The organism is Salipiger sp. H15 (assembly GCF_040409955.1).
Lineage (GTDB): Bacteria > Pseudomonadota > Alphaproteobacteria > Rhodobacterales > Rhodobacteraceae > Salipiger.
Genome location: NZ_CP123385.1, coordinates 1089884 through 1110382, shown reverse-complemented (window position 1 = coordinate 1110382; position 20499 = coordinate 1089884). Strand labels below are relative to the sequence as shown.

The window sequence follows — 20499 nt, the reverse complement described above, 5'->3', positions numbered from 1 at the left end:
GGGGAGGTGCCCCGGACAAAGCGCCGCAACGCGCGGCCTGCGCAGTTCCTTGCTGAAAGGGCGGTCACCGCAGCCTCATCTGCTCGGGGTTGAAGGTCATTTCGATGGTCTTCCACTGGTCGTACTTGTCCGCCGGAAGCGGGTAGCCGTCGGCCTGGCAGCGCAGGATCGCCCGGCGCGCGTTCTGGAAGGCGGTCTCGGCCGCCGCCGCGTCGCCGCCGGACGAGCCCAGCAGCTTCAGCGAGGACGAGACCACCCGGCCACCGGGCTCCATGTCCATGCTGACGGTGACCGTCACGTTGGCGGCCTGGCTGCCGACGTCGACAACCCAGCACTTCTGCACCGCGACGCGCAGCGAGTCGCGCTCGCCCTGCGTGAGCGGCGGACCGGCGGGTCCGCGCTCCTCGGCGGCGCCCCCGGCGGCCAGCGCCTGCGCGATGGCATCGGCGACGGCATCCTCGGCAGGCTCCGGCGCGGCGGGCTTGGGCGTCTCGGTCTTCGCGGTCTCGGTCTTCGGCTTCTCGGCGGGCTTTTCCACCGGCTTCTCGGCCGGTTTCTCCGCGGGCTTCTCGGCCGGCTTCGGCGTCTCGGGTTCGGGACGCTGGGCAAGCTGGGTCGGCCGGGTCAGCGGACGGCGCGAGGCATCGGGGGCGAGCGTGGGATCGGGCGGCGTCGGTTCCTCGGCGGCCGCGGGCTTCTCGGCCTCGGTCACGATCTCGGTCGCGACCTCCTCGGGGGCGGTCGCTTCCTGCTCCTGCTCGACCACCTCGGCCGACTCCGATTCCGCCTCGGCGGCCTTCTGGACCTCCTCGGCGACCTTGGTGTCGGGCTCGGGCGGGGCCACCGGCTCGGGTGCGACGCGCGGCGCGGGGCGCGGCACCGGACGCTCGGCGCGCTCGGGGGCGAGCACCGGCGGCGGGGCCGAGGCCTCGGGCTGCGGCGGGGCGACCGGCAGCGTGGTGTCGGGCGGCGTCACCGGCGTCGGCGGCGCGACCGGCTCGGGCATGGGCTCGGGTTCCGGCTCGGGCTCGGGGGTCGGCGCGGGCGGCTCGGCATTGGGGGCGGGCTCCGGCTCGGAGGGCTCCGGCCGCGCGGCTGGCCGCGCATCGGGCGAGGGCGCGGGCGGCGCGTCGATCTCCTGCGCCGTTTCCGGCGACTGCGCGGCACGGGTGATCGCGGCGAACTCGGCCTCCGAGATCACCGTGACCGCCGAGGTCTCGACCTGCGGCGGATCGGGACGGAACACGTTGCCGAAGATCGCCCAGAGGATCACGGCAAGGTGCAATGCGCCCGAGATATAGAGGTTCCTGCGCAAGGGCGCTCCCTCAGTTGCCGGCCGCGGGGGCGGTGCCGTCCAGTGCCGGGCCACCCGCGTCGGTGACGAGACCGATCGACGAGAAGCCGCCGCGGTTCAGCGCGCCCATGACCTGGGCGACGGTGTTATAGGGCACCGCGCCGTCGGCCCGCAGGAAGATGCGGTCATCGCTGCGCTCGGCGGCGATCGCCTGCAGGCGCGGCGTCAGCTCGTTCATCGGCACTTCGGTGGTCTGGATCATCACCATGCCGTCGGCGGCGATGGTCACGGTCAGCGGCTCCTCGGCCTCGTTCGGCAGCGACGAGGCGGCGGTCTTCGGCAGCTCCACCGGCACGCCCACGGTCAGCAGCGGCGCCGCGACCATGAAGATGATCAGCAGCACCAGCATCACGTCCACCATCGGCGTGACGTTGATCTCGGCCATGGCCTGACCCCCGCCCCCGCCGCTGCGGCGCCGACGACGGCGGCCTCCGCCGCCCCCTTTTTTCATCACGCCCCCGGCCATGGATCAGGAATCCAGCTGGCGCGAGAGGATGGTCGAGAACTCGTCGGCAAAGGCCTCGTAGCCCGCGATCACGCGGTCCGAGTCGGCCGAGAGCTTGTTGTAGAAGATCACCGCCGGGATGGCCGCGACGAGACCCAGCGCCGTGGCGAAGAGCGCCTCGGCGATGCCGGGGGCCACGACCACCAGCGAGGTGTCCTGCTGCTGTGCGATCTCGATGAAGGCGTGCATGATCCCCCAGACCGTGCCGAAGAGGCCGACGAAGGGCGCGGCCGAGGCGACGGTGGCCAGCACTGGCAGCCCGCGCTGCAGGTCCTCGGCCTCCTTCTGGATGGCGACGTCCATCGAGCGGTCGATCCGCGCCGAGGCGTTGGCGATCATCCCGCCGTCGCCGCGGTGCGAGCGGCGCCACTCGGTCATGCCGGCGGCGAAGACCCGCTGCGCGCGGCCGCGCGGCTCGGGCCCGATCTGGTCGAAGAGCTCGTCCAGCGGCTCGCCGGACCAGAAGGCACGGTCGAAGATGGCGGCCTCGCGACGGGCCTTGCGATAGGCGACGATCTTCTCGAAGATGATGGCCCAGGCCCAGACCGAGGACAGGATCAGCATCAGCATCACCAGTTTGACGGTCAGCGTGGCGCGGGCGAAGAGCCCCCACATGGAGAAGTCGATCTCCTGCGCGAGCGCAAGGGTATTTGCGTCCATAAGCCTGCTCTTCCTCATGGGCTATGACATGGCCTCTCTAGCCGAGGCTCTGATTAGAGGCCTGTGTAGCTGATTTGCAGGGTGGACTCCAACACATTGCCGTCATCTGCGCGGTGAAATCGGGGAATTTTCGCAGGAATTCGCCCATTACCGCCGCGGAAGGCGGGCGCCCCGGCACCGCGCACGGGCGGAGGACGCTCCGGAGCGGCGGCGCCGCGCCCGGAGGCCAGCGCTCAGTGCACCTGCTGGCGGATCGCGGCGGGCAGGCGCGCGGGATGGCCGTCGGCGGTGATCGCCACCAGCGTCACCTCGGCGCGGAAGAGCGGCTTGCCGGCGCGGCGGACCTCCTGCGTGAGCCCGAGCCGCACGCCCGAGACCGATTTCACCTCGGTGAGCACCACCAGCTCGTCGTCGAACCGGGCCGGGCCGAGGTAATCGGCCTCGAGCCGTCGCACCACGAAGACCAGCCCCTCGCCCTCGCGCAGGGCGTTCTGGTCGATGCCGCGGGCGCGCACCCAGTCTGAGCGGGCGCGCTCGATATACTTGAGGTAATTGGCGTGGTAGACGATCCCCGCCATGTCGGTGTCCTCGTAGTAGACACGCACCGGAAACTCGTGGGCCATGCGCCGCTCCCTGCAAAAGGCGGCGACGCGGCCGCGCGGATCTGGTTGCGGCGCGACCCTAGTTCGGCCCCGCCCCCGCCGCAAGCGATGACGCATTTCCTTTGCCGCGGCGCGGGATTAGCGTGCGCGCCATGACCACTGCCCTGATCCTCGGCGCCTCCCTCCTCGCCGCGCTCCTCCTGCTCTGGCCCCGGCTCTCGCGCGCCCGGCTCTGGCGGGCAACCGTGACCCCGCTCGCCTCGATCATCGGCAGCGGCTTCCTCGTGCTCGGTCCGATCCTCGAGTCGGCCTACGGCATCTGGGCCCCGGCGGTGATGGCGGCGCTCTGCCTCGGCGCCTGGCTCTTCGGCGCGGCGGTGCGCTTCAACATCGGCCGCCGCAGCCGCGGCGCGCGCAGCGATGCCGAGGAGCGGCTCGAGACCGGCGCCTCCTGGGCGCTGGCCTTCGCCTACGTGATCTCGGTGGCCTATTACCTCAACCTCTTCGGCGCCTTCGGCACCCGGCTGACGCCGTGGAACGACCCGCTGCATGCGAAACTGCTGACCTCGGCGATGTTCCTGCTGGTGCTCGGCGTCGGCTGGACGCGGGGCTTCTCGGCGCTCGAGCGGCTCGAGCAGATCGCCGTGGGGTTGAAGCTGGCGATCATCGCCGGGCTGCTGGCGGGGCTGGCGGTCTATTTCGCCGGCAAGGCCGGGGACGGCGCCCTGCTGTCGAACCCGCCGACGCTCTCGGGCTGGGCGGCGCTGACGCTGGGCTTCGGGCTCATCGTCACGGTGCAGGGCTTCGAAACCACGCGCTACCTCGGCGGCGAATACGCCGCCCCGACCCGTATCCGCGCGATGATGCTGGCGCAGGGGCTCTCGACGGCGATCTACATGGCCTACATCGGGTTCATCGCCTATGTCTTCCCGCCCGGCACCGGGGACGCCAGCGAGACCGCGATCATCGGGCTCATGGGGCTGGTCGCGCCGATCCTGCCGCTGATGCTGACCGGCGCGGCGCTGGCGGCGCAGTTCAGCGCGGCGGTGGCCGACACCGGCGGCGCGGGCGGGCTGGTCGAGGAGCTGACCCGCCGCCGCATCCGGGTGCGCAGCGCCTACGCGCTTCTGGTCGGGCTGGGGCTGGCGCTGACATGGATGCTCGACGTCTTCCAGATCATCGCCTACGCCAGCCGCGCCTTCGCGCTCTATTACGCGCTGCAGAGCGGCATCGCCGCGATGGGAGCGCGGGCCGAGGGGCAGCCCCGCCGGGCTTTCGCCTTCGACGCGCTGGCGCTGCTGGGGCTGGTCATCGCGGTCTTCGGCGCGCCGGTGGAGTGAGCCGCGCCCTCAGCGCGTCCTTCGCGGCCCTTCCGCGCGTGCACCCGGACCTCGTCTCGGCCGATCCGTTCGCGTCCGGCGGATTCCGGCGCAGGCAGAGCGGACAGATCGGGTCCTCTTCCATGCGAGGAATCTTGTGCCCGGCGGCGCGGCAAGGCAAGACGGAAGGGATGCGAGACAGGAGTTCCCCCATGCGCGCGACAGGCGTCCCGGACAAGACGGCATGAGCGGCGCGCTGGTGATCGGAGGCGGCCCGGCGGGGCTGATGGCGGCGGATGCGCTGCTCGCCGCGGGCCATGCCGTTGTGCTTGCCGAGGCAAGGCCCTCGCTCGGGCGCAAGCTGCTGATGGCGGGCAAGTCGGGGCTGAACCTGACCAAGGCCGAGCCGCTCTCGGAGTTCCTCGCCCAGTACGGCGGGGCCGCCGCGCAGATGCGCCCGATGATCTCGGCCTTCCCGCCAGAGGAAGTCATGCACTGGGCCGAGGGGCTGGGGCAGACGCTGTTCACCGGCTCGACCGGCCGGGTCTTCCCGCACGGGATGAAGGCCTCGCCGCTGTTGCGCGCCTGGATGGCGCGGCTCGGCGGCATGGGGCTCACCTGGCACACGCGCTGGCGCTGGACCGGCTGGGACGAAGACGGCACCGGGGCGGTGCTGATGGAGACCCCCGAGGGCCTGCAGCGGCTCACCCCCGATGTCACCGTGCTGGCGCTTGGCGGCGCAAGCTGGGCGCGGCTCGGCTCCGACGGGCAATGGGCCGGGATCTTCCGCGATGCCGGCCTGCCGGTGACCCCCTTCGCCCCGGCCAATGCCGGGCTCTGCGTGGGCTGGTCGGTGCACATGAAGGCGCAGTTCGGCGCGCCGCTGAAAGGCGTGGCCTTCCACGCGGGCAGCCTTGTCTCGCGCGGCGAGGCGGTGATCTCGGCGCGCGGGCTCGAGGGTGGCGGGCTCTACCCGCTCTCGCCGGCGCTGCGCGAGGGGGCGCCGCTGACCGTGGACCTCTGCCCGGACATCGAGCTTGCGGCGCTGACCCGGCGCCTCTCCCGCCCGCGCGGCAAGCAGAGCCTGTCGAACCACCTGCGCAAGGTGGTCAACCTCTCTCCCGCGGCGCGCGCCCTGCTGATGGAATGCGCCCGCCCCCTGCCCGAGGAGCCCGCCACGCTCGCCGCGCTGTTGAAGGCGCTGCCGGTGCCGCATGACGGGCTGCGCCCGCTGGACGAGGCGATCTCGGTGGCCGGCGGCGTGCCCTTCGCGGCGCTGGACGAGGGGCTGATGCTGAAGGCGCGCCCGGGCACCTTCGTCGCGGGCGAGATGCTCGACTGGGAGGCGCCGACCGGCGGCTACCTGCTGACCGGGTGCCTCGCGACCGGGCTCTGGGCCGGGCGGGCGGCGGCGGCGCGGCTCGAGCAATCGGCCAGTGGCTGACGCGCCTCCCGGCAGCAGCGCATGAAAAAGGCGCCGCCCCCTTCGGAGCGGCGCCCTTCCAAAATCCCGAAGCGGCGGATCAGATCGCCGTCTTCATGCTTTCCTCGAGGTAGATCTCGCGCAGGCGCACGGCCACCGGGCCCGGGGTGCCCGCGCCGATCTGCGCGCCGTCCACCTCGACCACCGGCATCACGAAGCTCGAGGCCGAGGTCACGAAGGCCTCGTCGGCCTCCTTGGCCTCCTCGATCGAGAAGCTGCGCTCTTCCACGATCATCTGCGCTTCCTTGGCAAAGCGCAGCACGGCGGCGCGGGTGATGCCGTGGAGGATGTCATGCGACAGCTCGCGGGTGATGATCTTGCCGCCCTTGACGATGTAGGCGTTGTTCGACGAGCCCTCGGTCACCTTGCCGTCCTCGACGAACCAGGCGTCGTCGCAGCCGGCCTTCTTGGCGGCCATCTTGGCCATCGACGGGTAGAGCAGCTGCACGGTCTTGATGTCGCGGCGGCCCCAGCGGATGTCCTCGATCGAGATCACCTTGATGCCGGTCCTGGCGGCCGGGCTGTCGGCGAGGCCGGGCTTGTTCTGGGTGAAGAGCACCAGCGTCGGCGCGGTGGTCTCGGGGTCCGGGAAGGCGAAATCGCGGTCACCGGCGGAGCCGCGGGTCACCTGCAGGTAGACGAGGCCGTCGGTGATCTCGTTGCGCGCGACCAGCTCGCGGTGGATCGCCAGCAGCTCTTCCTCGGTGCAGGGCGCCTTCAGGTCCAGCTCCTTGAGCGAGCGGGCGAGACGCTTGGCGTGGCCGTCGAAATCGATCAGCTTGCCGCCGAGAACCGAGGTCACCTCGTAGACCCCGTCGGCCATCAGGAAGGCCCGGTCGAAGATCGACACCTTGGCCTCGGTCTCGGGCAGGTACTCGCCATTGACGTAAACGGTGCGCATTGCAGCTCTCTCCATAATTCGCTGTCGGTCAGTTCCGCCAAAGCGGACCCGGGGTCAAGCCCGCATCCGCGGGCCGCCCGTCATGCCGGTCATGTATTTTTCGCCGGGCCTCAGCCCCAGAGCGCCGCCTCGGGCGCGTGCACGCCGGCCTCGTCGTAGAGCATCGCGTGCTCGCGGTCCTCGCCCAGCAGCAGCGGCGCGTCGAGATCGACATAGTCCGCGCCCTGCGCGACGATCACCGCCGGGGCCATCGCCAGCGACGAGCCCACCATGCAGCCGACGAAGATGCCGTAGCCCTCGGCCTTGGCGGCGGCGAGCAGCTCCAGCGCCTCGGTCAGCCCGCCGGTCTTGTCGAGCTTGATGTTGACGATGTCGTACTTGCCCTTGAGCTTCGGCAGCGAGGCGCGGTCGTGGCAGCTCTCGTCGGCGCAGATCGGCACCGGGCGCTCCATCCCGAGCAGCGCGTCATCCGCCCCCGCGGGCAGCGGCTGCTCGACCATGGCGACGCCGAGCCGCAGCAGGTGCGGCGCGAGCTCGGCGTAGACCTCCGGCGTCCAGCCCTCGTTGGCATCGACGATGATGGTGCTGTCCGGCGCCCCTTCGCGCACCGCCTCAAGCCGCGGCAGGTCCTCGGGCGTGCCGAGCTTCACCTTCAGCAGCGGGCGGAAGGCGTTCTTCGCCGCCTGCGCCCGCATCTCTTCCGGCGCGGCGAGCGACAGCGTGTAGGCGGTCACCTCGGGCTGCGGCGCGGGCAGGTCCAGAAGTTCCCAGACCCGCTTGCCGGTCTGCTTCGCCTCGAGATCCCAGAGCGCGCAGTCGACGGCGTTGCGCGCCGCGCCCGAGGGCAGCAGATCCTGCAGCGCCGCGCGGGTCACGTCCTCGGGCAGCGACTTGATCTGCGCCTCGACGCTGTCGAGCGTCTCGTCGTAGCGCGCGTAGGGCACGCATTCGCCGTAGCCGGTGACGCCGCCGCGGGTGATCTTCACGGTGAGGACATGCGCCTCGGTGCGGCTGCCGCGCGAGATGGTGAAGACCTGTGCCAGCTTGAACGTGTCGCGGGTGACCTCGATGCTCAAGACCCTGCCCCTTTCATCTTTCCATAAATACTCGGACCCCCGGCGCCGGAAGCGCCGCCGCCGGGGGTCCGTTCACTGGCGATATGCCAGAAGGCTCAGATCGCCGCCAGCGCCTCGACGAGGCGGTCCGCACCGTGGCGGAACGGGTCGACGCAGGGCAGGCCCATGCGCTCCTCGACCTCGGCGCAATAGGCCTTGGCTTCCTCGTCGCCGAGGTGCTGGGTGTTGATCGACACGCCGATCACCTTGCAATCGGGGTTGCCGACCTTGGCCAGTTCCAGCGCCGTGTCGCGCACCGCTTCCAGCGAGGGCAGCTTGTAGCCCGGCAGGCCGCGCATGTGGGCGCGGGTCGGCTCGTGGCAGAGCACCAGCGCGTCCGGCTGGCCGCCGTGCACCAGCGCCAGCGTCACGCCCGAGTAGGAGACGTGGAAGAGCGAGCCCTGGCCCTCGATGATGTCCCAGTGGTCGGCATCGTTGTCGGGGGTGAGGTACTCGATCGAGCCGGCCATGAAGTCGGCGATGACCGCGTCGAGCGGCACGCCGTCGCCGGTGATCAGGATGCCGGTCTGGCCGGTGGCGCGGAAGGTCGACTTCATGCCCTTCTCGCGCATGCAGGCGTCCATCGCCAGCGCGGTGTACATCTTGCCGACCGAGCAGTCGGTGCCGACGGCCAGCAGGCGCTTGCCGGTGCGCTTCTCGCCGTTGGCGATCGGGTACTGCACCGAGGGGATGCGCACGTCGTGCAGCTTCTGGCCGGTGGCGCGGGCCACGGCGGCAAGGTCTTCCTCGTTGCGCAGCAGGTTGTGCAGGCCCGAGGCAAGGTCGAAGCCCTCTTCCAGCGCCTCGACCAGCACCTTCTTCCAGGTCTGCGAGATCACGCCGCCGCGGTTGGCGACGCCGATCACCAGCGTCTTGGCGCCGGCGGCCTTGGCCTCGGCGAGGGTCATGTCCTTGAGGCCCAGATCGGCCTTGCAGCCGTCGAGGCGGAACTGGCCGACGCAGTTCTCGGGGCGCCAGTCCTTGATGCCCTGGGCCACCTTGGCGGCCAGGCCGTCGGGAGCGTCACCGAGGAAGAGGAGGTACGGCGTCTCGATCATTCTTGTATTCCCTGTACTCGTGTATGATGGCCGGCAGCGGGTCCGGGAGGTGGGCCGCGCCGCCGGGGGTTTCAACGCTCACTCTGCCCCGTGTGACGCGCAAATCCGTCTCGATTTCCACGCCCGCGCCGGGTCTGACGCCAAAATTCCACGCATTTCGGCCCTGCCGCCGAAGAATCGTGCACGGCTCCGGGCAAGGGCGCGCGTTTCGTCGCGCCGCAGCGCGGCAAATTTCACTTGCGCGGCGCAGCGCAATTTAATAACCCTCACGTCGCCACATGTGTAATTTCATTACCCAAAGGAGCCCTCCGAATGAGCTTTCGCATCCAGCCCGCCGCGCCTGCCCGTCCGAACCGCTGCCAGCTCTTCGGCCCCGGCTCGCGTCCGGCGATCTTCGAGAAGATGGCCGCCTCGGCCGCGGATGTGATCAACCTCGACCTCGAGGATTCGGTAGCCCCCTCCGACAAGGATAGCGCCCGCGCCAACATCATCGAGGCGACGCATGACATCGACTGGGGCAAGAAGACGCTGTCGGTGCGGATCAACGGGCTCGACACGCCCTGGTGGTACCGCGACGTGGTGGACCTGCTGGAACAGGCCAGCGACCGGCTCGACCAGATCATGATCCCCAAGGTGGGCTGCGCCGCCGACCTCTACGCCGTCGACGCGCTGGTGACCGCGGTGGAGCGCGCCAAGGGGCGTACCAGGCCGATCAAGTTCGAGGTGATCATCGAGAGCGCCGCCGGCATCGCCCATGTGGAAGAGATCGCCGCCGGCTCGCCCCGGCTCGAGGCGATGAGCCTCGGCGCGGCCGACTTCGCCGCCTCGATGGGCATGGCGACCACCGGCATCGGCGGCACGCAGGAGAATTACTACATGCTGCACGAAGGCGCGAAGCACTGGTCGGACCCGTGGCACTGGGCGCAGGCCGCCATCGTCGCCGCCTGCCGCACCCATGGCGTGCTGCCGGTGGACGGGCCCTTCGGCGATTTCTCGGACGACGAGGGTTTCCGCGCGCAGGCGCTGCGCTCGGCGACGCTGGGCATGGTCGGCAAATGGGCGATCCACCCCAAGCAGGTGGCGCTGGCCAACGAGGTCTTCACCCCCTCCGAGGGCGCGGTGACCGAGGCGCGCGAGATCCTCGCCGCGATGGAGGCCGCCAAGGCCAAGGGCGAGGGCGCGACGGTCTACAAGGGCCGGCTCGTGGACATCGCCTCGATCAAGCAGGCCGAGGTGATCGTGCGCCAGTCAGAGATGATCGCCAGCGCCTGACGCGCGGATCCCTGTCCCCGCGGGGACAAAGGGGCCGGAGCGACCGCCCCGCGCGCACTGCAGCGCCGTCCCCGCGGGGACGGCGTTCCGCGTTCCGGACCAACGCTTGACCGCCGCGCGCGCGGGCGCCTAGCCTGACCGTGCATTTCAGACCGGATTTTCCCCATCTCATTTCCCGCCCGGAGCCCCCGCATGCGCCTCCCCCTCATCGCCCTTGCCCTCGTGTCTTCCGCCGTCCCCGCCCGGGCCGATGTCGACTACTTCAACCTGCCGTCCGGCAACATCACCTGCTACGTCGGGATCGAGGCCGACTCCGTCGACATCTCCTGCACCATCTTCGAGCGCACGCCGACGCTGCCCCGCCCGGCCTCGTGCAGCGGCGGCTGGGGCCACACGGTGTCGATGTTCGGCACCGGCCGCGTGACCATCGAGTGCGACGACCCCCGCCTCTCCTATACAAGGCCCGCCGCGCCGCCCGCGCAGGTGCTGGACTACGGCAGGCGGATGGAGCTGCGCGGAATCTCCTGCGGATCCAGCAAGCAGGGGCTCGAGTGCCGCAACGCCGACGGGCACGGGTTCCTGCTGTCGCGCGGGAAGCAGCGGGTCTTCTGACCGCGCCGCGCCGGCCCCTGCCCCACCTGCCCTTGCGCAAGAGCTTGCAGGAACCCCGCGTGCCGTGTTGCGCTTGTCACATTGCGCGGATAGAGGCCGTCAATCCGACACCGGCCCGCGAAGGAGGCAGACATGACGCAGTTCACGCTTGGATGGGAAGAATGGCTTGCCCTGCCCGAACTCGGCCTGCCTGCGATCCGCGCCAAGGTCGATACCGGGGCGCGGACCTCGGCGCTGCACGCCTTCGCCATCGAGCCCTTCGGCCCTTCCGACAAGCCGATGGTGCGCTTTGCCATCCACCCCGATCCCTCGGACCCGGGTCTCGAGGTGATCTGCTCGGCCCCGCTCAAGGACCGCCGCGAGGTGACCTCGTCGAACGGCGAGACCGAGCTGCGCTTCGTCATCGAGACCGAGGTGAAGATGGGCGACCGCAGCTGGCCGCTCGAGATCACCCTCACCGACCGCGGCAGCATGGCCTACCGCATGCTGCTCGGCCGCAGCGCGCTGCTCGACGACATGCTGGTCTCGCCCAGCCACCGGCTGCAGCAGCCCGAGCTCAGCTACGACGCCTACCACGGCATCCCGCGCCACAAGCAGCACCGCCGGGCGCTGCGCCTTGCCGTGCTGACCCGCGAGCCCGAGAACTACTCGACCCGCCGGCTCATCGAGGCCGCCGAGAAGCGCGGCCACACGATGGAGGTGATCGACACCTCGCGCTGCTACATGAACATCCGCGCCGTCGGCGGCGAGGTGCATTACGACGGCCGCCGCCTGCCCCATTACGACGCGGTGATCCCGCGCATCGGCGCCTCGATCACCAACTACGGCACCGCCGTGGTGCGCCAGTTCGAGAGCATGGGCACCTATTGCCTTGCCTGTTCCGAGGGCATCACCGTCTCGCGCGACAAGCTGCACGCGCACCAGGTGCTGGCGCGGCACCGGATCGGCATGCCGACCACCGCCTTCGCCCGCAGCCCCAAGGATTCGGGCAACCTCATCGACCTCGTGGGCGGCGCGCCGCTGGTGCTGAAGCTGCTGGAAAGCAGCCAGGGCAAGGGCGTGGTGCTGGCCGAGACCCCCAAGGCCGCCGAGAGCGTGATCTCGGCCTTCCAGGGGCTCAAGGCCGACTTCCTCGTGCAGAGCTTCGTCAAGGAGGCCGCGGGCGAGGACATCCGCTGCCTCGTGGTGGGCGGCAAGGTGGTCGCCACCATGCGCCGCCGCGGCAAGCCCGACGACTTCCGCTCGAACCTGCACCAGGGCGGCACCGCCGAGCCGGTGCGGATCAGCAAGACCGAGCGCGAGGTCGCGATCAAGGCGGCGCGGGCGATGAAGCTCGACGTCGCGGGCGTCGACCTGCTGCGCGGCTCGGACGGGCCCAAGGTGCTGGAGGTGAACAGCTCGCCGGGCCTCGAGGGGATCGAGAGCGTCTCGGGCAAGGACATCGCCGGGCTGATCATCGAGCACATCGAGGCCAAGGTCGCGCCGAAGCCCGCGCGCGCCAAGAGCCGGGGCAAGCGCGCGGCGGGGTAAGGCCGCGCGTTTCGGCGCACGCCGAAAATTTCGCGAATCCGGCGCGGGCAGGGAACTTTCGCGCAAACAGAACCCCTTCCGGCGCAAGCTTCTTTCGCGACGCTGCGCTGCGGCGTTCCCTTGCCCTTGCCGCTGCCCCCCATGGGCGCTAAACAACCCCGGTTATCGCAAACTCCGAGGGGATGCCCCATGCCTGCCTATCGCTCCCGCACCACCACCCATGGCCGCAACATGGCCGGCGCCCGCGGCCTGTGGCGCGCCACTGGCATGACGGATGGCGACTGGAACAAGCCGATCATCGCCATCGTGAACTCCTTCACCCAGTTCGTGCCGGGCCACGTGCACCTCAAGGATCTCGGCCAGATGGTCGCCCGCGAGGTCGAGAAGGCCGGCGGCGTCGCCAAGGAATTCAACACCATCGCGGTCGACGACGGCATCGCCATGGGCCATGACGGCATGCTCTACTCGCTGCCCTCGCGCGAGATCATCGCCGACTCGGTCGAGTACATGGTCAACGCCCACTGCGCCGACGCCATGGTCTGCATCTCGAACTGCGACAAGATCACCCCGGGCATGCTGATGGCCGCGATGCGCCTCAACATCCCCTGCGTCTTCGTCTCGGGCGGCCCGATGGAAGCGGGCAAGGTCAACTGGGAAGGCACCGAGAAGGCGCTCGACCTCGTCGACGCCATGGTCGCCGCCGCCGACGACAAGTACACCGACGCGCAGGTGCAGGCGATCGAGGAAGCCGCCTGCCCGACCTGCGGGTCGTGCTCGGGCATGTTCACCGCCAACTCGATGAACTGCCTGACCGAGGCGCTGGGTCTGTCGCTGCCCGGCAACGGCTCGACGCTGGCCACCCACTCGGACCGCCAGCGGCTGTTCGTCGAGGCCGGCCACCTGATCGTCGACCTCGCCAAGCGCTACTACGAGCAGGACGACGCCACCGTGCTGCCGCGCTCGATCGCCACGGTGAAGGCCTTCGAGAACGCCATGACGCTCGACATCGCCATGGGCGGCTCGACCAACACCGTGCTGCACCTGCTGGCCGCCGCCAACGAGGGCGAAGTGCCCTTCGACATGACCGACATCGACCGGCTGTCGCGCAACGTGCCGGTGCTGTGCAAGGTCGCGCCCGCCAAGGACGACGTGCACATGGAAGACGTGCACCGCGCCGGCGGCATCATGTCGATCCTCGGCCAGCTCGACCGCGCCGGCCTGCTCGACACCTCGGTCTACACCGTCCACGCCGAGACCATGGCCCATGCGCTCGACCGCTGGGACGTGACGCGCACCAACTCGGAATCGGTGCACGACTTCTTCCGCGCCGCGCCGGGCGGCGTGCGCTCGACCACCGCCTTCTCGCAGTCGATGCGCTACGACAGCCTCGACCTCGACCGCCAGAAGGGCGTGATCCGCGACGCCGAGCACGCCTTCTCGAAGGACGGCGGCCTTGCGGTGCTCTACGGCAACCTCGCCGAGGACGGCTGCATCGTGAAGACCGCGGGCGTGGACGAGTCGATCCTCGTCTTCACCGGCCCGGCGCGCATCTTTGAATCGCAGGACACCGCCGTCAGCGCGATCCTGACCGGCAAGGTGCACAAGGGCGACGTGGTGCTGATCCGCTACGAGGGTCCGCGCGGCGGCCCGGGGATGCAGGAAATGCTCTACCCGACCTCCTACCTGAAGTCGAAGGGCCTCGGGAAGGATTGCGCGCTGGTCACCGACGGGCGCTTCTCGGGCGGCTCCTCGGGCCTGTCGATCGGCCACGTCTCGCCGGAAGCGGCCGAAGGCGGCACCATCGGCCTCGTGGAAGAGGGCGACCTGATCGAAATCGACATCCCCGCCCGCAAGATCCACCTCGCGGTGGACGAGGCGGTCATCGCCGAGCGCCGCGCCATCCGCGAGGCGAAGGGCTGGCAGCCGGAGGAGAAGCGCAAGCGCAAGATCTCCAAGGCGCTGAAGGCCTATGCTGCGCTGACCACCTCGGCCGCCAAGGGCGCCGTGCGGCAGATCTGATCCGGCAGGGCCCGGGCGAAACGAAACCGGCCGTCCCCGCGGGGACGGCCGGTTTTCTTTTTGGCGGGTGCCTCGAGGGCGACGCGCTCAGCGGGCCGGGGCGGCGGGGCGCTCCTCGGGGGCCGGGTCGGTCTCGGGATCCGCATCCCGCTCCGCATCCGGGTCGTCGGCGGGGGTCGCTTCCACCCCGGCGTCCGTTTCGGCCTCCGCTTCCGCGACCTCTTCAGGAGCTTCCGCGGCGGCGCCTTCGGGGACCTCGGTGCCCTCGGCCTCCTCCTCGCCCTCCTCGGGGGCGGCGGCGCTTTCCTCCTCCTCCTCGCCCGCGGCGCGCCTCTCGGCATCGGCGAGGATGAACTCGGCCGCACGCAGCGCCGCGGCCATCACCGGGGCGAGCGTGCCCCCGGCGGGCATCTGCGGGAAGATCGAGGCGTCGCAGACCCGAAGCCGCCCGATCCCGCGCAGGCGCAGCCGCGCGTCGAGCGGGTCGAGCTCGTCCGGCCCCATGGCGCAGCTGCCGACCGCGTGGCAGGCCGAGCGGCTGTAGCGGCGGTAGAGGTCGAGAATGTCGTCGTCGGTCTTGGCCCAGGCCGAGATCACCGTCTCGCCCTCGATGAACTCGGACATGGCCGGGCGCCGGGCCAGTTCGCGCAGCTTGCGCACCGCGGCGATGGCGCGGATCCGGTCGCGCTCGCTGGCGAGGTAATTCGCCTCGATCCGCGGCGCCATGTCGGGATCGGGACCGGCGGCGAAGACGTAGCCGGTGCTTTCGGGGCGCAGTACATGTGTGGTCAGCCGCATGCCGGGCTCGGCCTCGAGCCCGCCAACCCCCTGCGCCGCCTCGAAGGAATGCGAGGCCGCGGTGATCATCACGTCGGGGCGCTCGGCCTCCTTGCGGGTGGCGACGAAGCCGACGAGCTCCGCCCCGCCCTTCGCCAGCGGTCCCTCGCCCGACATCAGGTAGCGCGCCGCGTTCATCCAGAGCCGCGCCCCCGAGAAGGCGCGGTTGTCGCTGTCGCGCCAGTGCCGCAGCCGCCAGTTGGTGGCCAGCATCAGGTGATCGCGCAGGCCGCGCCCGATGTTGGGGCTGTGGTGCTTGGCCTCGATCCCGGCGCGGCGCAGCGCCATGCCGTCGCCGACGCCCGAGAGCATGAGGATCTTGGGGGTGATCACCGCGCCGGTGCAGAGGATCACCTCGCCGCGCGTGCGGAACACCAGCTGCGCCGTGCCGCGGCGCCCCTCGACGCCATAGGCGCGGCCCTCGTCGATGAGCACGCGGTCAACCCGCACCCCAGTCTCGATCCGGAGGTTCGGACGGGTCTTGGCCGCGCGCACGAAGGCGGTCCAGGCGGAGACCCGGCGGCCCTTGTCGTCGATCGTCCAGGCGGCGGGCGCGAGCCCCTCGGGATCAGCCTCGTTGGGCTCCTCGCGCAGGCGCCAGCCGGATTCCGCCCCCGCCTTCATCACCGCCTGCATCAGCGGCGCCAGCGGCTCGGCAAGGCGCAGCGACACCGGCCCGCCACGGCCGCGCAGGTCACTGCCGCCGAAGGCGTGGTGCTCGAGCTGGCGCAGCACACGCGACATCTCGGGCCAGTCCCAGTCGGTGCTGCCGGTGGCGCGGGCCATCTGCGCCCAGTCCCAGGCGCCGCCGCGCAGCCAGAGCATCGCGCCTATGGCGCTGGTGCCGCCCGGCATGCGGCCGCGGATCCAGCGCTCGGCCGGGCCGCGCGGACCGGGCTCGACGTGGTAGCCGTAGATGCGCGTCGGATCCCGCAGCAGCCAGGGCAGCGCCTTCGGCACCCGGCTCGCCCAGTGCCCGCCCGCGCCCCGGCCCTCCTCGACCAGCAGCACGCGGGTCTCGGGATCCGCCGAGAGCCGCTCGGCCAGCACGCTGCCCGCCGCCCCGGCCCCCACGATGATGTAGTCGAACTCGCCCGCCTCTGCCTCGGTCATAATCCGGTCAATCTTTTCCGTCTTCTTGCGGTGTCCCCGCGGGGACACCGATGCCGTCCGAATCAGGCCCGCTCAGGCTCTTTCGTCCTTTGGCGAGCCCATGACCACGTAGGAGGTGATGGCGCTGACCTGGGGCAGCGTGCCCAGAACCTCCGTGTGGAACTCCTTGTAGGCGGCCAGATCGGTCACCTCTATCCGCAGCAGATACTCCACGTTCCCGGTAATATTGTGGCATTCCTTGACCTCGGGGGAACGGGTGATCGCCCGCTCGAAGGCAAGCTGCGCCTCCTTGGTGTGCACGCCGAGCCCGACGGTCACGTAGGCGACGAAGCCGATGCCGGTCTTCTCGGGGCTGAACACCGCCCGGTAGCCGCGGATCACGCCCGATTTCTCGAGCGCCGCCACCCGCCGCAGGCAGGCCGAGGCCGACAGCCCGACCCGCTCGGCGAGGGCAAGGTTGCTGATCCGGCCATCGCCGGCGAGCACGCGCAATATCCTGCGGTCGATGTAGTCAAGGTCGCTCATAAATTGCGATCAGAGCCAGAATGCGCCGCTGATTGCAATGTTTCTCCGCGCACGCCGGGGCAAGTCTGTCGCCATGACACAGGATCTTCTGCTGGCCCTCGCCACCTTCGCCTTCGTCACGGTGATCTCGCCGGGGCCGAACAACCTCATGCTGCTCGCCTCCGGCGCCAACTTCGGCCTCGCGCGGAGCGTGCCGCACATGCTGGGCGTGGCGCTCGGCTTTCCGGCCATGGTGCTGCTGGTGGGGCTCGGCGCGATGCGCGTCTTCGAGGCCTTCCCGGCGGCGCGCGGCGCGCTGACCGTGCTGTCGGTGCTCTACATGCTCTGGCTGGCCTGGAAGATCGCCCATGCCGCCGCGCCCGGAGAGGCGGCGGCCGGGGCCCGGCCGATGAGCTTCCTGCAGGCGGCGGCCTTCCAGTGGGTCAACCCCAAGGCCTGGTCGATGGCGCTGGGGGCGATCACGCTCTACGCGGTGAGCCGCGACCTGCCGGCGGTGCTGCTGGTCTCGGGCACCTACGTCGCGATGGGCGCGATCTCGACCACCACCTGGACAGTGCTGGGCGGCAGCCTGCGCCGGGTGCTGACCAATCCGGCGCGTCTGCGGCTCTTCAACTGGAGCATGGCGGCGCTGCTGCTGGCCTCGATGCTGCCGGTCCTGCTGGGCTGAGACCCCGCTTCCCGGGCGCACGGATCCGGCAATCGAGCTTGCTTTGTTGCATCCGGGCGCCTTCGGGGCCATATAGGCCGCGACCAACAAGAGTGCCCGAGCATGACGCATTATCTCGACTTTGAAAAACCCCTCGCCGAGATCGAAGGCAAGGCGGAAGAACTGCGCGCCATGGCGCGGAAGAACGAAGAGATGCATGTGGAGGACGAGGCCGCCGCGCTCGACCGCAAGGCGGACGAGCTGCTCAAGGACCTCTACAAGAAGCTGACGCCCTGGCGGAAGTGCCAGGTGGCGCGGCATCCCGACCGTCCCCACTGCAAGGATTACATCGAAGCCCTGTTCACCGAGTTCACGCCGCTCGCCGGCGATCGCGGCTTTGCCGACGACCACGCGGTGATGGGCGGGCTCGCGCGGTTCAACGACCGCCCGGTGGTGGTGATCGGCCACGAGAAGGGCAACGACACCCAGACCCGCATCGAGCGCAACTTCGGCATGGCCCGCCCCGAGGGCTACCGCAAGGCGATCCGGCTGATGGAAATGGCCGACAAGTTCGGCCTGCCGGTGATCACCCTCGTCGACACGCCCGGCGCCTACCCGGGCAAGGGCGCGGAAGAGCGCGGCCAGTCCGAGGCGATCGCCCGCTCGACCGAGAAATGCCTGCAGATCGGCGTGCCGCTGGTGACCGTGATCATCGGCGAGGGCGGATCGGGCGGCGCCGTGGCCTTCGCCACCGCGAACCGCGTCGCGATGCTCGAGCATTCGGTCTATTCGGTGATCTCGCCCGAGGGCTGCGCCTCGATCCTGTGGAAGGACGCCGAGAAGATGCGCGAGGCCGCCGAGGCGCTGCGCCTCACCGCGCAGGACCTGCTGAAGCTGGGCGTCGCCGACAAGGTGATCCCCGAACCGCTCGGCGGCGCGCACCGCGCCCCGGCGACCGCCATCGAGGCCGTCGGCAAGAACATCGCCGCCATGCTCGAGGAGATGGACGGGATGAAGCCCAAGGAGCTGGTCAAGGCGCGCCGCGAGAAGTTCCTGTCGATGGGCTCGAAAGGCCTCGCCGCCTGACCCGCAGGGCTGCGGCCCGACCGACCTGACATCAGCAGCCCCGGAGCGCGGTTCTCGCCGCATTCCGGGGCTTCTTCATGTAAAGGCGGAAGATGAGGAGATCGGCGCAGGGAATTGGGGCGGCGGGGTTTATTTCTTCTCGGCTGGCGCTCTTGGGAGACTTGGGCGGGAGGAGCTCTGGAAATATTTGGCGGCGCTTTTATGCCTTATTTTCCGGTCACGTCTCGAATTTTCAATTCCAGACCTTGCGCGTGATTGGGTGAATTTGAGTTTCGCGACTGTTCTTGTCTGAATTGAGGCATATGAGGCCTTTTTTCCGGGTCATCGTGGGTGGTCATCGTATTTCGGAGCCCGAAATCGGGTCCGGGACGGTCGCGCCGCCTGATGGGAGGAACCACGAGAAACCACATTCTTTACAGCACCTTGACGCATCTCCGCCGACGCACATCCGCCTTCATTTGAAATAACTCGCGCAATATCAAAGGCTCCGCCCGAGCGGCTGGTGCAGAGCTTTCGGAGCGAAAAACGTTGCGGATGAAATCTAAAGGCGAAATTTTGGCTTTGTGTTGCAAAGCGCTGTCGCAGGCCAAATACATTCAACTACGGTATAATTCCCGAGCGAGATCGAACGTGCCGCCTTTTTATTTCGAAATCTCCGTCCCGACGCCTTTTATCGCCTCACTGAATTCCGCTTCTCGGCGCAATCCTTATTTCTGCCCAATACGGGTCCGCAGACTCCCGGCAACTGGAAAGCAGCGAAGCGCGCCCCACGCGGAGTCTCTGCAAATCGCTCCTCGCGAAGCCGCAGGCAACCCGCTGCGCAAACATGATTTTCCGGCCTTCTTCATCCTGAAGTTGAACCGCCGGACATGACCCGCGTGCGGCCCCGGACAGGGACCGCCCGCGCGGGCCCTCAGCCCGCCGCATTTGCCGCCGCCGCGCGCAGGCGGGCGCCGAGCGACTCGATGCCGTGGTCGGCGGCCTTGGGGATGATGCGGTAGCCCGCGTTCACGAAGCAGAAGAGCGCGAAACCGAGCAGCCCGAGGCAGAGCAGCCCGACCAGCACCTGTCCGTAGACCTGCCCCTGCAGCCAGTCGAAGGCGGTGCCGAGCCCGCCCGCCTCGGAGGCATTGGCGTGCAGCGCGGCGTAGCAGACCAGCGCGCCGATGATGCCGATCACCACGCCCTGCGCCGCGAGACCCGCCTTCAGTGCGCCGTTCATATGGGTGGTGAAGCGGTTGGCGCGCAGGTGGTCGCGGTATTCCTCCTTCACCGCCTTCACGAGGTAGTAGCCCCCTGCCCCGATCGTCAGCAGCCCTGCCGCGCCGACGGCAAGCTGCCCGCCGGGGCCCTGCAGCACGCTGTCGAGCATCTGGCGGCCGCTGCTGCCGCCGCTGCGGCCGATCAGCAGCGTGACGGCAAGTGCGCCGATGCCGAGATGCGCCGCCCCGGTCACCAGCATTCCGGCGCGGGCCACGAGCCCCTTGGCGCCGCGGCCATAGGCCTCGAGATCCCAGATGCTGTCGACCAGCCGCCAGACCGCGTAGGCCAGCATCCCGAGCGCGATCAGCACGATCACCGCCGTGCCCCAGCCGCCCTGCAGGCGCTGCATCGCCTCCGAGGTGCCCTCGGCCTGGCCGCCGTGCAGGATCGACCAGAGCGAGACCCCTGCCACGACGAGGTAGACGAGGCCGCGCCCGGCGTAGCCGGCGCGCATGATCGGGATCGACCAGGCGAAATCCTCGGGGTTCACGTCCTCGAGCCGGCGGGCCCGGCGCGAGTCGGGGGTGAGCGAGAGGGAGTCGGCGAGGGACATGGCGGGGCTCCGGGCTGGCTGAAGGGCTGTCGGGATTGCCCCCTCA

The 20499-nt window shown here is 69.9% G+C and carries 18 protein-coding genes; 8 read left to right on the top strand and 10 right to left on the bottom strand.

Annotated elements, in window-relative coordinates:
• Positions 1-64: 64 nt before the first annotated feature.
• From PVT71_RS19530 to ybgC, 4 genes are all read right to left on the bottom strand, one after another.
• Positions 65-1315, bottom strand: coding sequence for a cell envelope biogenesis protein TolA (locus PVT71_RS19530; RefSeq protein ID WP_353474119.1), 1251 nt, complete (start codon positions 1313-1315; stop codon positions 65-67).
• Positions 1316-1325: 10 nt separating this feature from the next.
• A complete protein-coding gene (tolR, locus tag PVT71_RS19525; RefSeq protein WP_353474117.1) occupies positions 1326-1820 on the bottom strand; it encodes a protein TolR in 495 nt (164 codons plus the stop codon).
• A gap of 3 nt (positions 1821-1823) precedes the next feature.
• Positions 1824-2519, bottom strand: coding sequence for a protein TolQ (gene tolQ, locus PVT71_RS19520; protein ID WP_353474116.1), 696 nt, complete (start codon positions 2517-2519; stop codon positions 1824-1826).
• Between the two features lie 233 nt (positions 2520-2752).
• Positions 2753-3142: a tol-pal system-associated acyl-CoA thioesterase gene (gene ybgC / locus PVT71_RS19515; RefSeq protein WP_353474115.1), complete on the bottom strand. Its 390-nt coding sequence runs from the start codon at positions 3140-3142 to the stop codon at positions 2753-2755.
• 131 nt (positions 3143-3273) lie between these two features.
• Here ybgC and PVT71_RS19510 point away from each other — a divergent pair, with 131 nt between their 5' ends.
• Positions 3274-4461: a hypothetical protein gene (locus PVT71_RS19510; RefSeq protein WP_353474114.1), complete on the top strand. Its 1188-nt coding sequence runs from the start codon at positions 3274-3276 to the stop codon at positions 4459-4461.
• A gap of 223 nt (positions 4462-4684) precedes the next feature.
• Complete coding sequence (locus PVT71_RS19505) at positions 4685-5884, top strand: TIGR03862 family flavoprotein (protein WP_353474113.1); 1200 nt, start codon at positions 4685-4687, stop codon at positions 5882-5884.
• A 79-nt stretch (positions 5885-5963) separates the two neighbouring features.
• Here the strand turns inward: PVT71_RS19505 and PVT71_RS19500 are convergent, their stop codons facing one another.
• The 3 genes from PVT71_RS19500 to dgcN all read right to left on the bottom strand — a co-directional run bounded on the left by PVT71_RS19500 (position 5964) and on the right by dgcN (position 8997).
• Positions 5964-6824, bottom strand: coding sequence for a D-amino-acid transaminase (locus tag PVT71_RS19500; RefSeq protein WP_353474112.1), 861 nt, complete (start codon positions 6822-6824; stop codon positions 5964-5966).
• A gap of 110 nt (positions 6825-6934) precedes the next feature.
• The gene (gene dgcA, locus PVT71_RS19495) at positions 6935-7900 is read right to left on the bottom strand and encodes an N-acetyl-D-Glu racemase DgcA (protein WP_353474111.1); all 966 of its coding nucleotides are present in this window, start codon (positions 7898-7900) and stop codon (positions 6935-6937) included.
• 95 nt (positions 7901-7995) lie between these two features.
• On the bottom strand, positions 7996-8997 hold the full coding sequence (gene dgcN, locus PVT71_RS19490) for an N-acetyltransferase DgcN (RefSeq protein WP_353474110.1): 1002 nt from the start codon (positions 8995-8997) through the stop codon (positions 7996-7998).
• 312 nt (positions 8998-9309) lie between these two features.
• Here dgcN and PVT71_RS19485 point away from each other — a divergent pair, with 312 nt between their 5' ends.
• The 4 genes from PVT71_RS19485 (at position 9310) to ilvD (ending at position 14430) form a co-directional block, all read left to right on the top strand.
• Complete coding sequence (locus PVT71_RS19485) at positions 9310-10269, top strand: L-malyl-CoA/beta-methylmalyl-CoA lyase (RefSeq protein ID WP_353474109.1); 960 nt, start codon at positions 9310-9312, stop codon at positions 10267-10269.
• A gap of 192 nt (positions 10270-10461) precedes the next feature.
• Positions 10462-10881 carry a DUF6636 domain-containing protein gene (locus PVT71_RS19480; protein WP_353474108.1) on the top strand — a complete coding sequence of 140 codons (420 nt, stop codon included), beginning with the start codon at positions 10462-10464 and terminating at the stop codon, positions 10879-10881.
• Positions 10882-11013: 132 nt separating this feature from the next.
• Complete coding sequence (gene rimK / locus PVT71_RS19475; RefSeq protein WP_353474107.1) at positions 11014-12411, top strand: 30S ribosomal protein S6--L-glutamate ligase; 1398 nt, start codon at positions 11014-11016, stop codon at positions 12409-12411.
• Positions 12412-12600: 189 nt separating this feature from the next.
• On the top strand, positions 12601-14430 hold the full coding sequence (gene ilvD / locus PVT71_RS19470) for a dihydroxy-acid dehydratase (RefSeq protein WP_353474106.1): 1830 nt from the start codon (positions 12601-12603) through the stop codon (positions 14428-14430).
• An 87-nt stretch (positions 14431-14517) separates the two neighbouring features.
• On the opposite strand, the gene PVT71_RS19465 is transcribed toward ilvD, so the two are convergent.
• Both PVT71_RS19465 and PVT71_RS19460 read right to left on the bottom strand, forming a co-directional pair.
• Positions 14518-16380 (bottom strand): GMC family oxidoreductase N-terminal domain-containing protein, encoded by a 1863-nt coding sequence (locus PVT71_RS19465; RefSeq protein WP_353474105.1) that lies wholly within the window; start codon positions 16378-16380, stop codon positions 14518-14520.
• 72 nt (positions 16381-16452) lie between these two features.
• Positions 16453-16905, bottom strand: a complete 453-nt coding sequence (locus tag PVT71_RS19460) for an Lrp/AsnC family transcriptional regulator (RefSeq protein WP_353474104.1) — start codon at positions 16903-16905, stop codon at positions 16453-16455.
• Positions 16906-16978: 73 nt separating this feature from the next.
• Between PVT71_RS19460 and PVT71_RS19455 the strand changes: the two genes are divergently transcribed.
• Together PVT71_RS19455 and PVT71_RS19450 are read left to right on the top strand one after the other, a co-directional pair.
• A complete protein-coding gene (locus PVT71_RS19455; protein WP_353474103.1) occupies positions 16979-17572 on the top strand; it encodes a LysE family translocator in 594 nt (197 codons plus the stop codon).
• A gap of 102 nt (positions 17573-17674) precedes the next feature.
• On the top strand, positions 17675-18637 hold the full coding sequence (locus PVT71_RS19450; protein ID WP_353474102.1) for an acetyl-CoA carboxylase carboxyltransferase subunit alpha: 963 nt from the start codon (positions 17675-17677) through the stop codon (positions 18635-18637).
• 913 nt (positions 18638-19550) lie between these two features.
• On the opposite strand, the gene PVT71_RS19445 is transcribed toward PVT71_RS19450, so the two are convergent.
• Positions 19551-20453, bottom strand: a complete 903-nt coding sequence (locus PVT71_RS19445) for a DUF1206 domain-containing protein (RefSeq protein ID WP_353474101.1) — start codon at positions 20451-20453, stop codon at positions 19551-19553.
• Between the last annotated feature and the right edge of the window lie 46 nt (positions 20454-20499).

What these genes read in the sequence shown, in the direction of transcription:
- tolR (WP_353474117.1), bottom strand. Translation starts at nt 1,820, where the DNA reads ATGGCCGGGGGCGTGATGAAAAAAGGGGGCGGCGGAGGCCGCCGTCGT.
- tolQ (WP_353474116.1), bottom strand. Translation starts at nt 2,519, where the DNA reads ATGGACGCAAATACCCTTGCGCTCGCGCAGGAGATCGACTTCTCCATG.
- ybgC (WP_353474115.1), bottom strand. Translation starts at nt 3,142, where the DNA reads ATGGCCCACGAGTTTCCGGTGCGTGTCTACTACGAGGACACCGACATG.
- PVT71_RS19510 (WP_353474114.1), top strand. Translation starts at nt 3,274, where the DNA reads ATGACCACTGCCCTGATCCTCGGCGCCTCCCTCCTCGCCGCGCTCCTC.
- PVT71_RS19505 (WP_353474113.1), top strand. Translation starts at nt 4,685, where the DNA reads ATGAGCGGCGCGCTGGTGATCGGAGGCGGCCCGGCGGGGCTGATGGCG.
- PVT71_RS19500 (WP_353474112.1), bottom strand. Translation starts at nt 6,824, where the DNA reads ATGCGCACCGTTTACGTCAATGGCGAGTACCTGCCCGAGACCGAGGCC.
- dgcN (WP_353474110.1), bottom strand. Translation starts at nt 8,997, where the DNA reads ATGATCGAGACGCCGTACCTCCTCTTCCTCGGTGACGCTCCCGACGGC.
- PVT71_RS19485 (WP_353474109.1), top strand. Translation starts at nt 9,310, where the DNA reads ATGAGCTTTCGCATCCAGCCCGCCGCGCCTGCCCGTCCGAACCGCTGC.
- PVT71_RS19480 (WP_353474108.1), top strand. Translation starts at nt 10,462, where the DNA reads ATGCGCCTCCCCCTCATCGCCCTTGCCCTCGTGTCTTCCGCCGTCCCC.
- rimK (WP_353474107.1), top strand. Translation starts at nt 11,014, where the DNA reads ATGACGCAGTTCACGCTTGGATGGGAAGAATGGCTTGCCCTGCCCGAA.
- ilvD (WP_353474106.1), top strand. Translation starts at nt 12,601, where the DNA reads ATGCCTGCCTATCGCTCCCGCACCACCACCCATGGCCGCAACATGGCC.
- PVT71_RS19465 (WP_353474105.1), bottom strand. Translation starts at nt 16,380, where the DNA reads ATGACCGAGGCAGAGGCGGGCGAGTTCGACTACATCATCGTGGGGGCC.
- PVT71_RS19460 (WP_353474104.1), bottom strand. Translation starts at nt 16,905, where the DNA reads ATGAGCGACCTTGACTACATCGACCGCAGGATATTGCGCGTGCTCGCC.
- PVT71_RS19455 (WP_353474103.1), top strand. Translation starts at nt 16,979, where the DNA reads ATGACACAGGATCTTCTGCTGGCCCTCGCCACCTTCGCCTTCGTCACG.
- PVT71_RS19450 (WP_353474102.1), top strand. Translation starts at nt 17,675, where the DNA reads ATGACGCATTATCTCGACTTTGAAAAACCCCTCGCCGAGATCGAAGGC.
- PVT71_RS19445 (WP_353474101.1), bottom strand. Translation starts at nt 20,453, where the DNA reads ATGTCCCTCGCCGACTCCCTCTCGCTCACCCCCGACTCGCGCCGGGCC.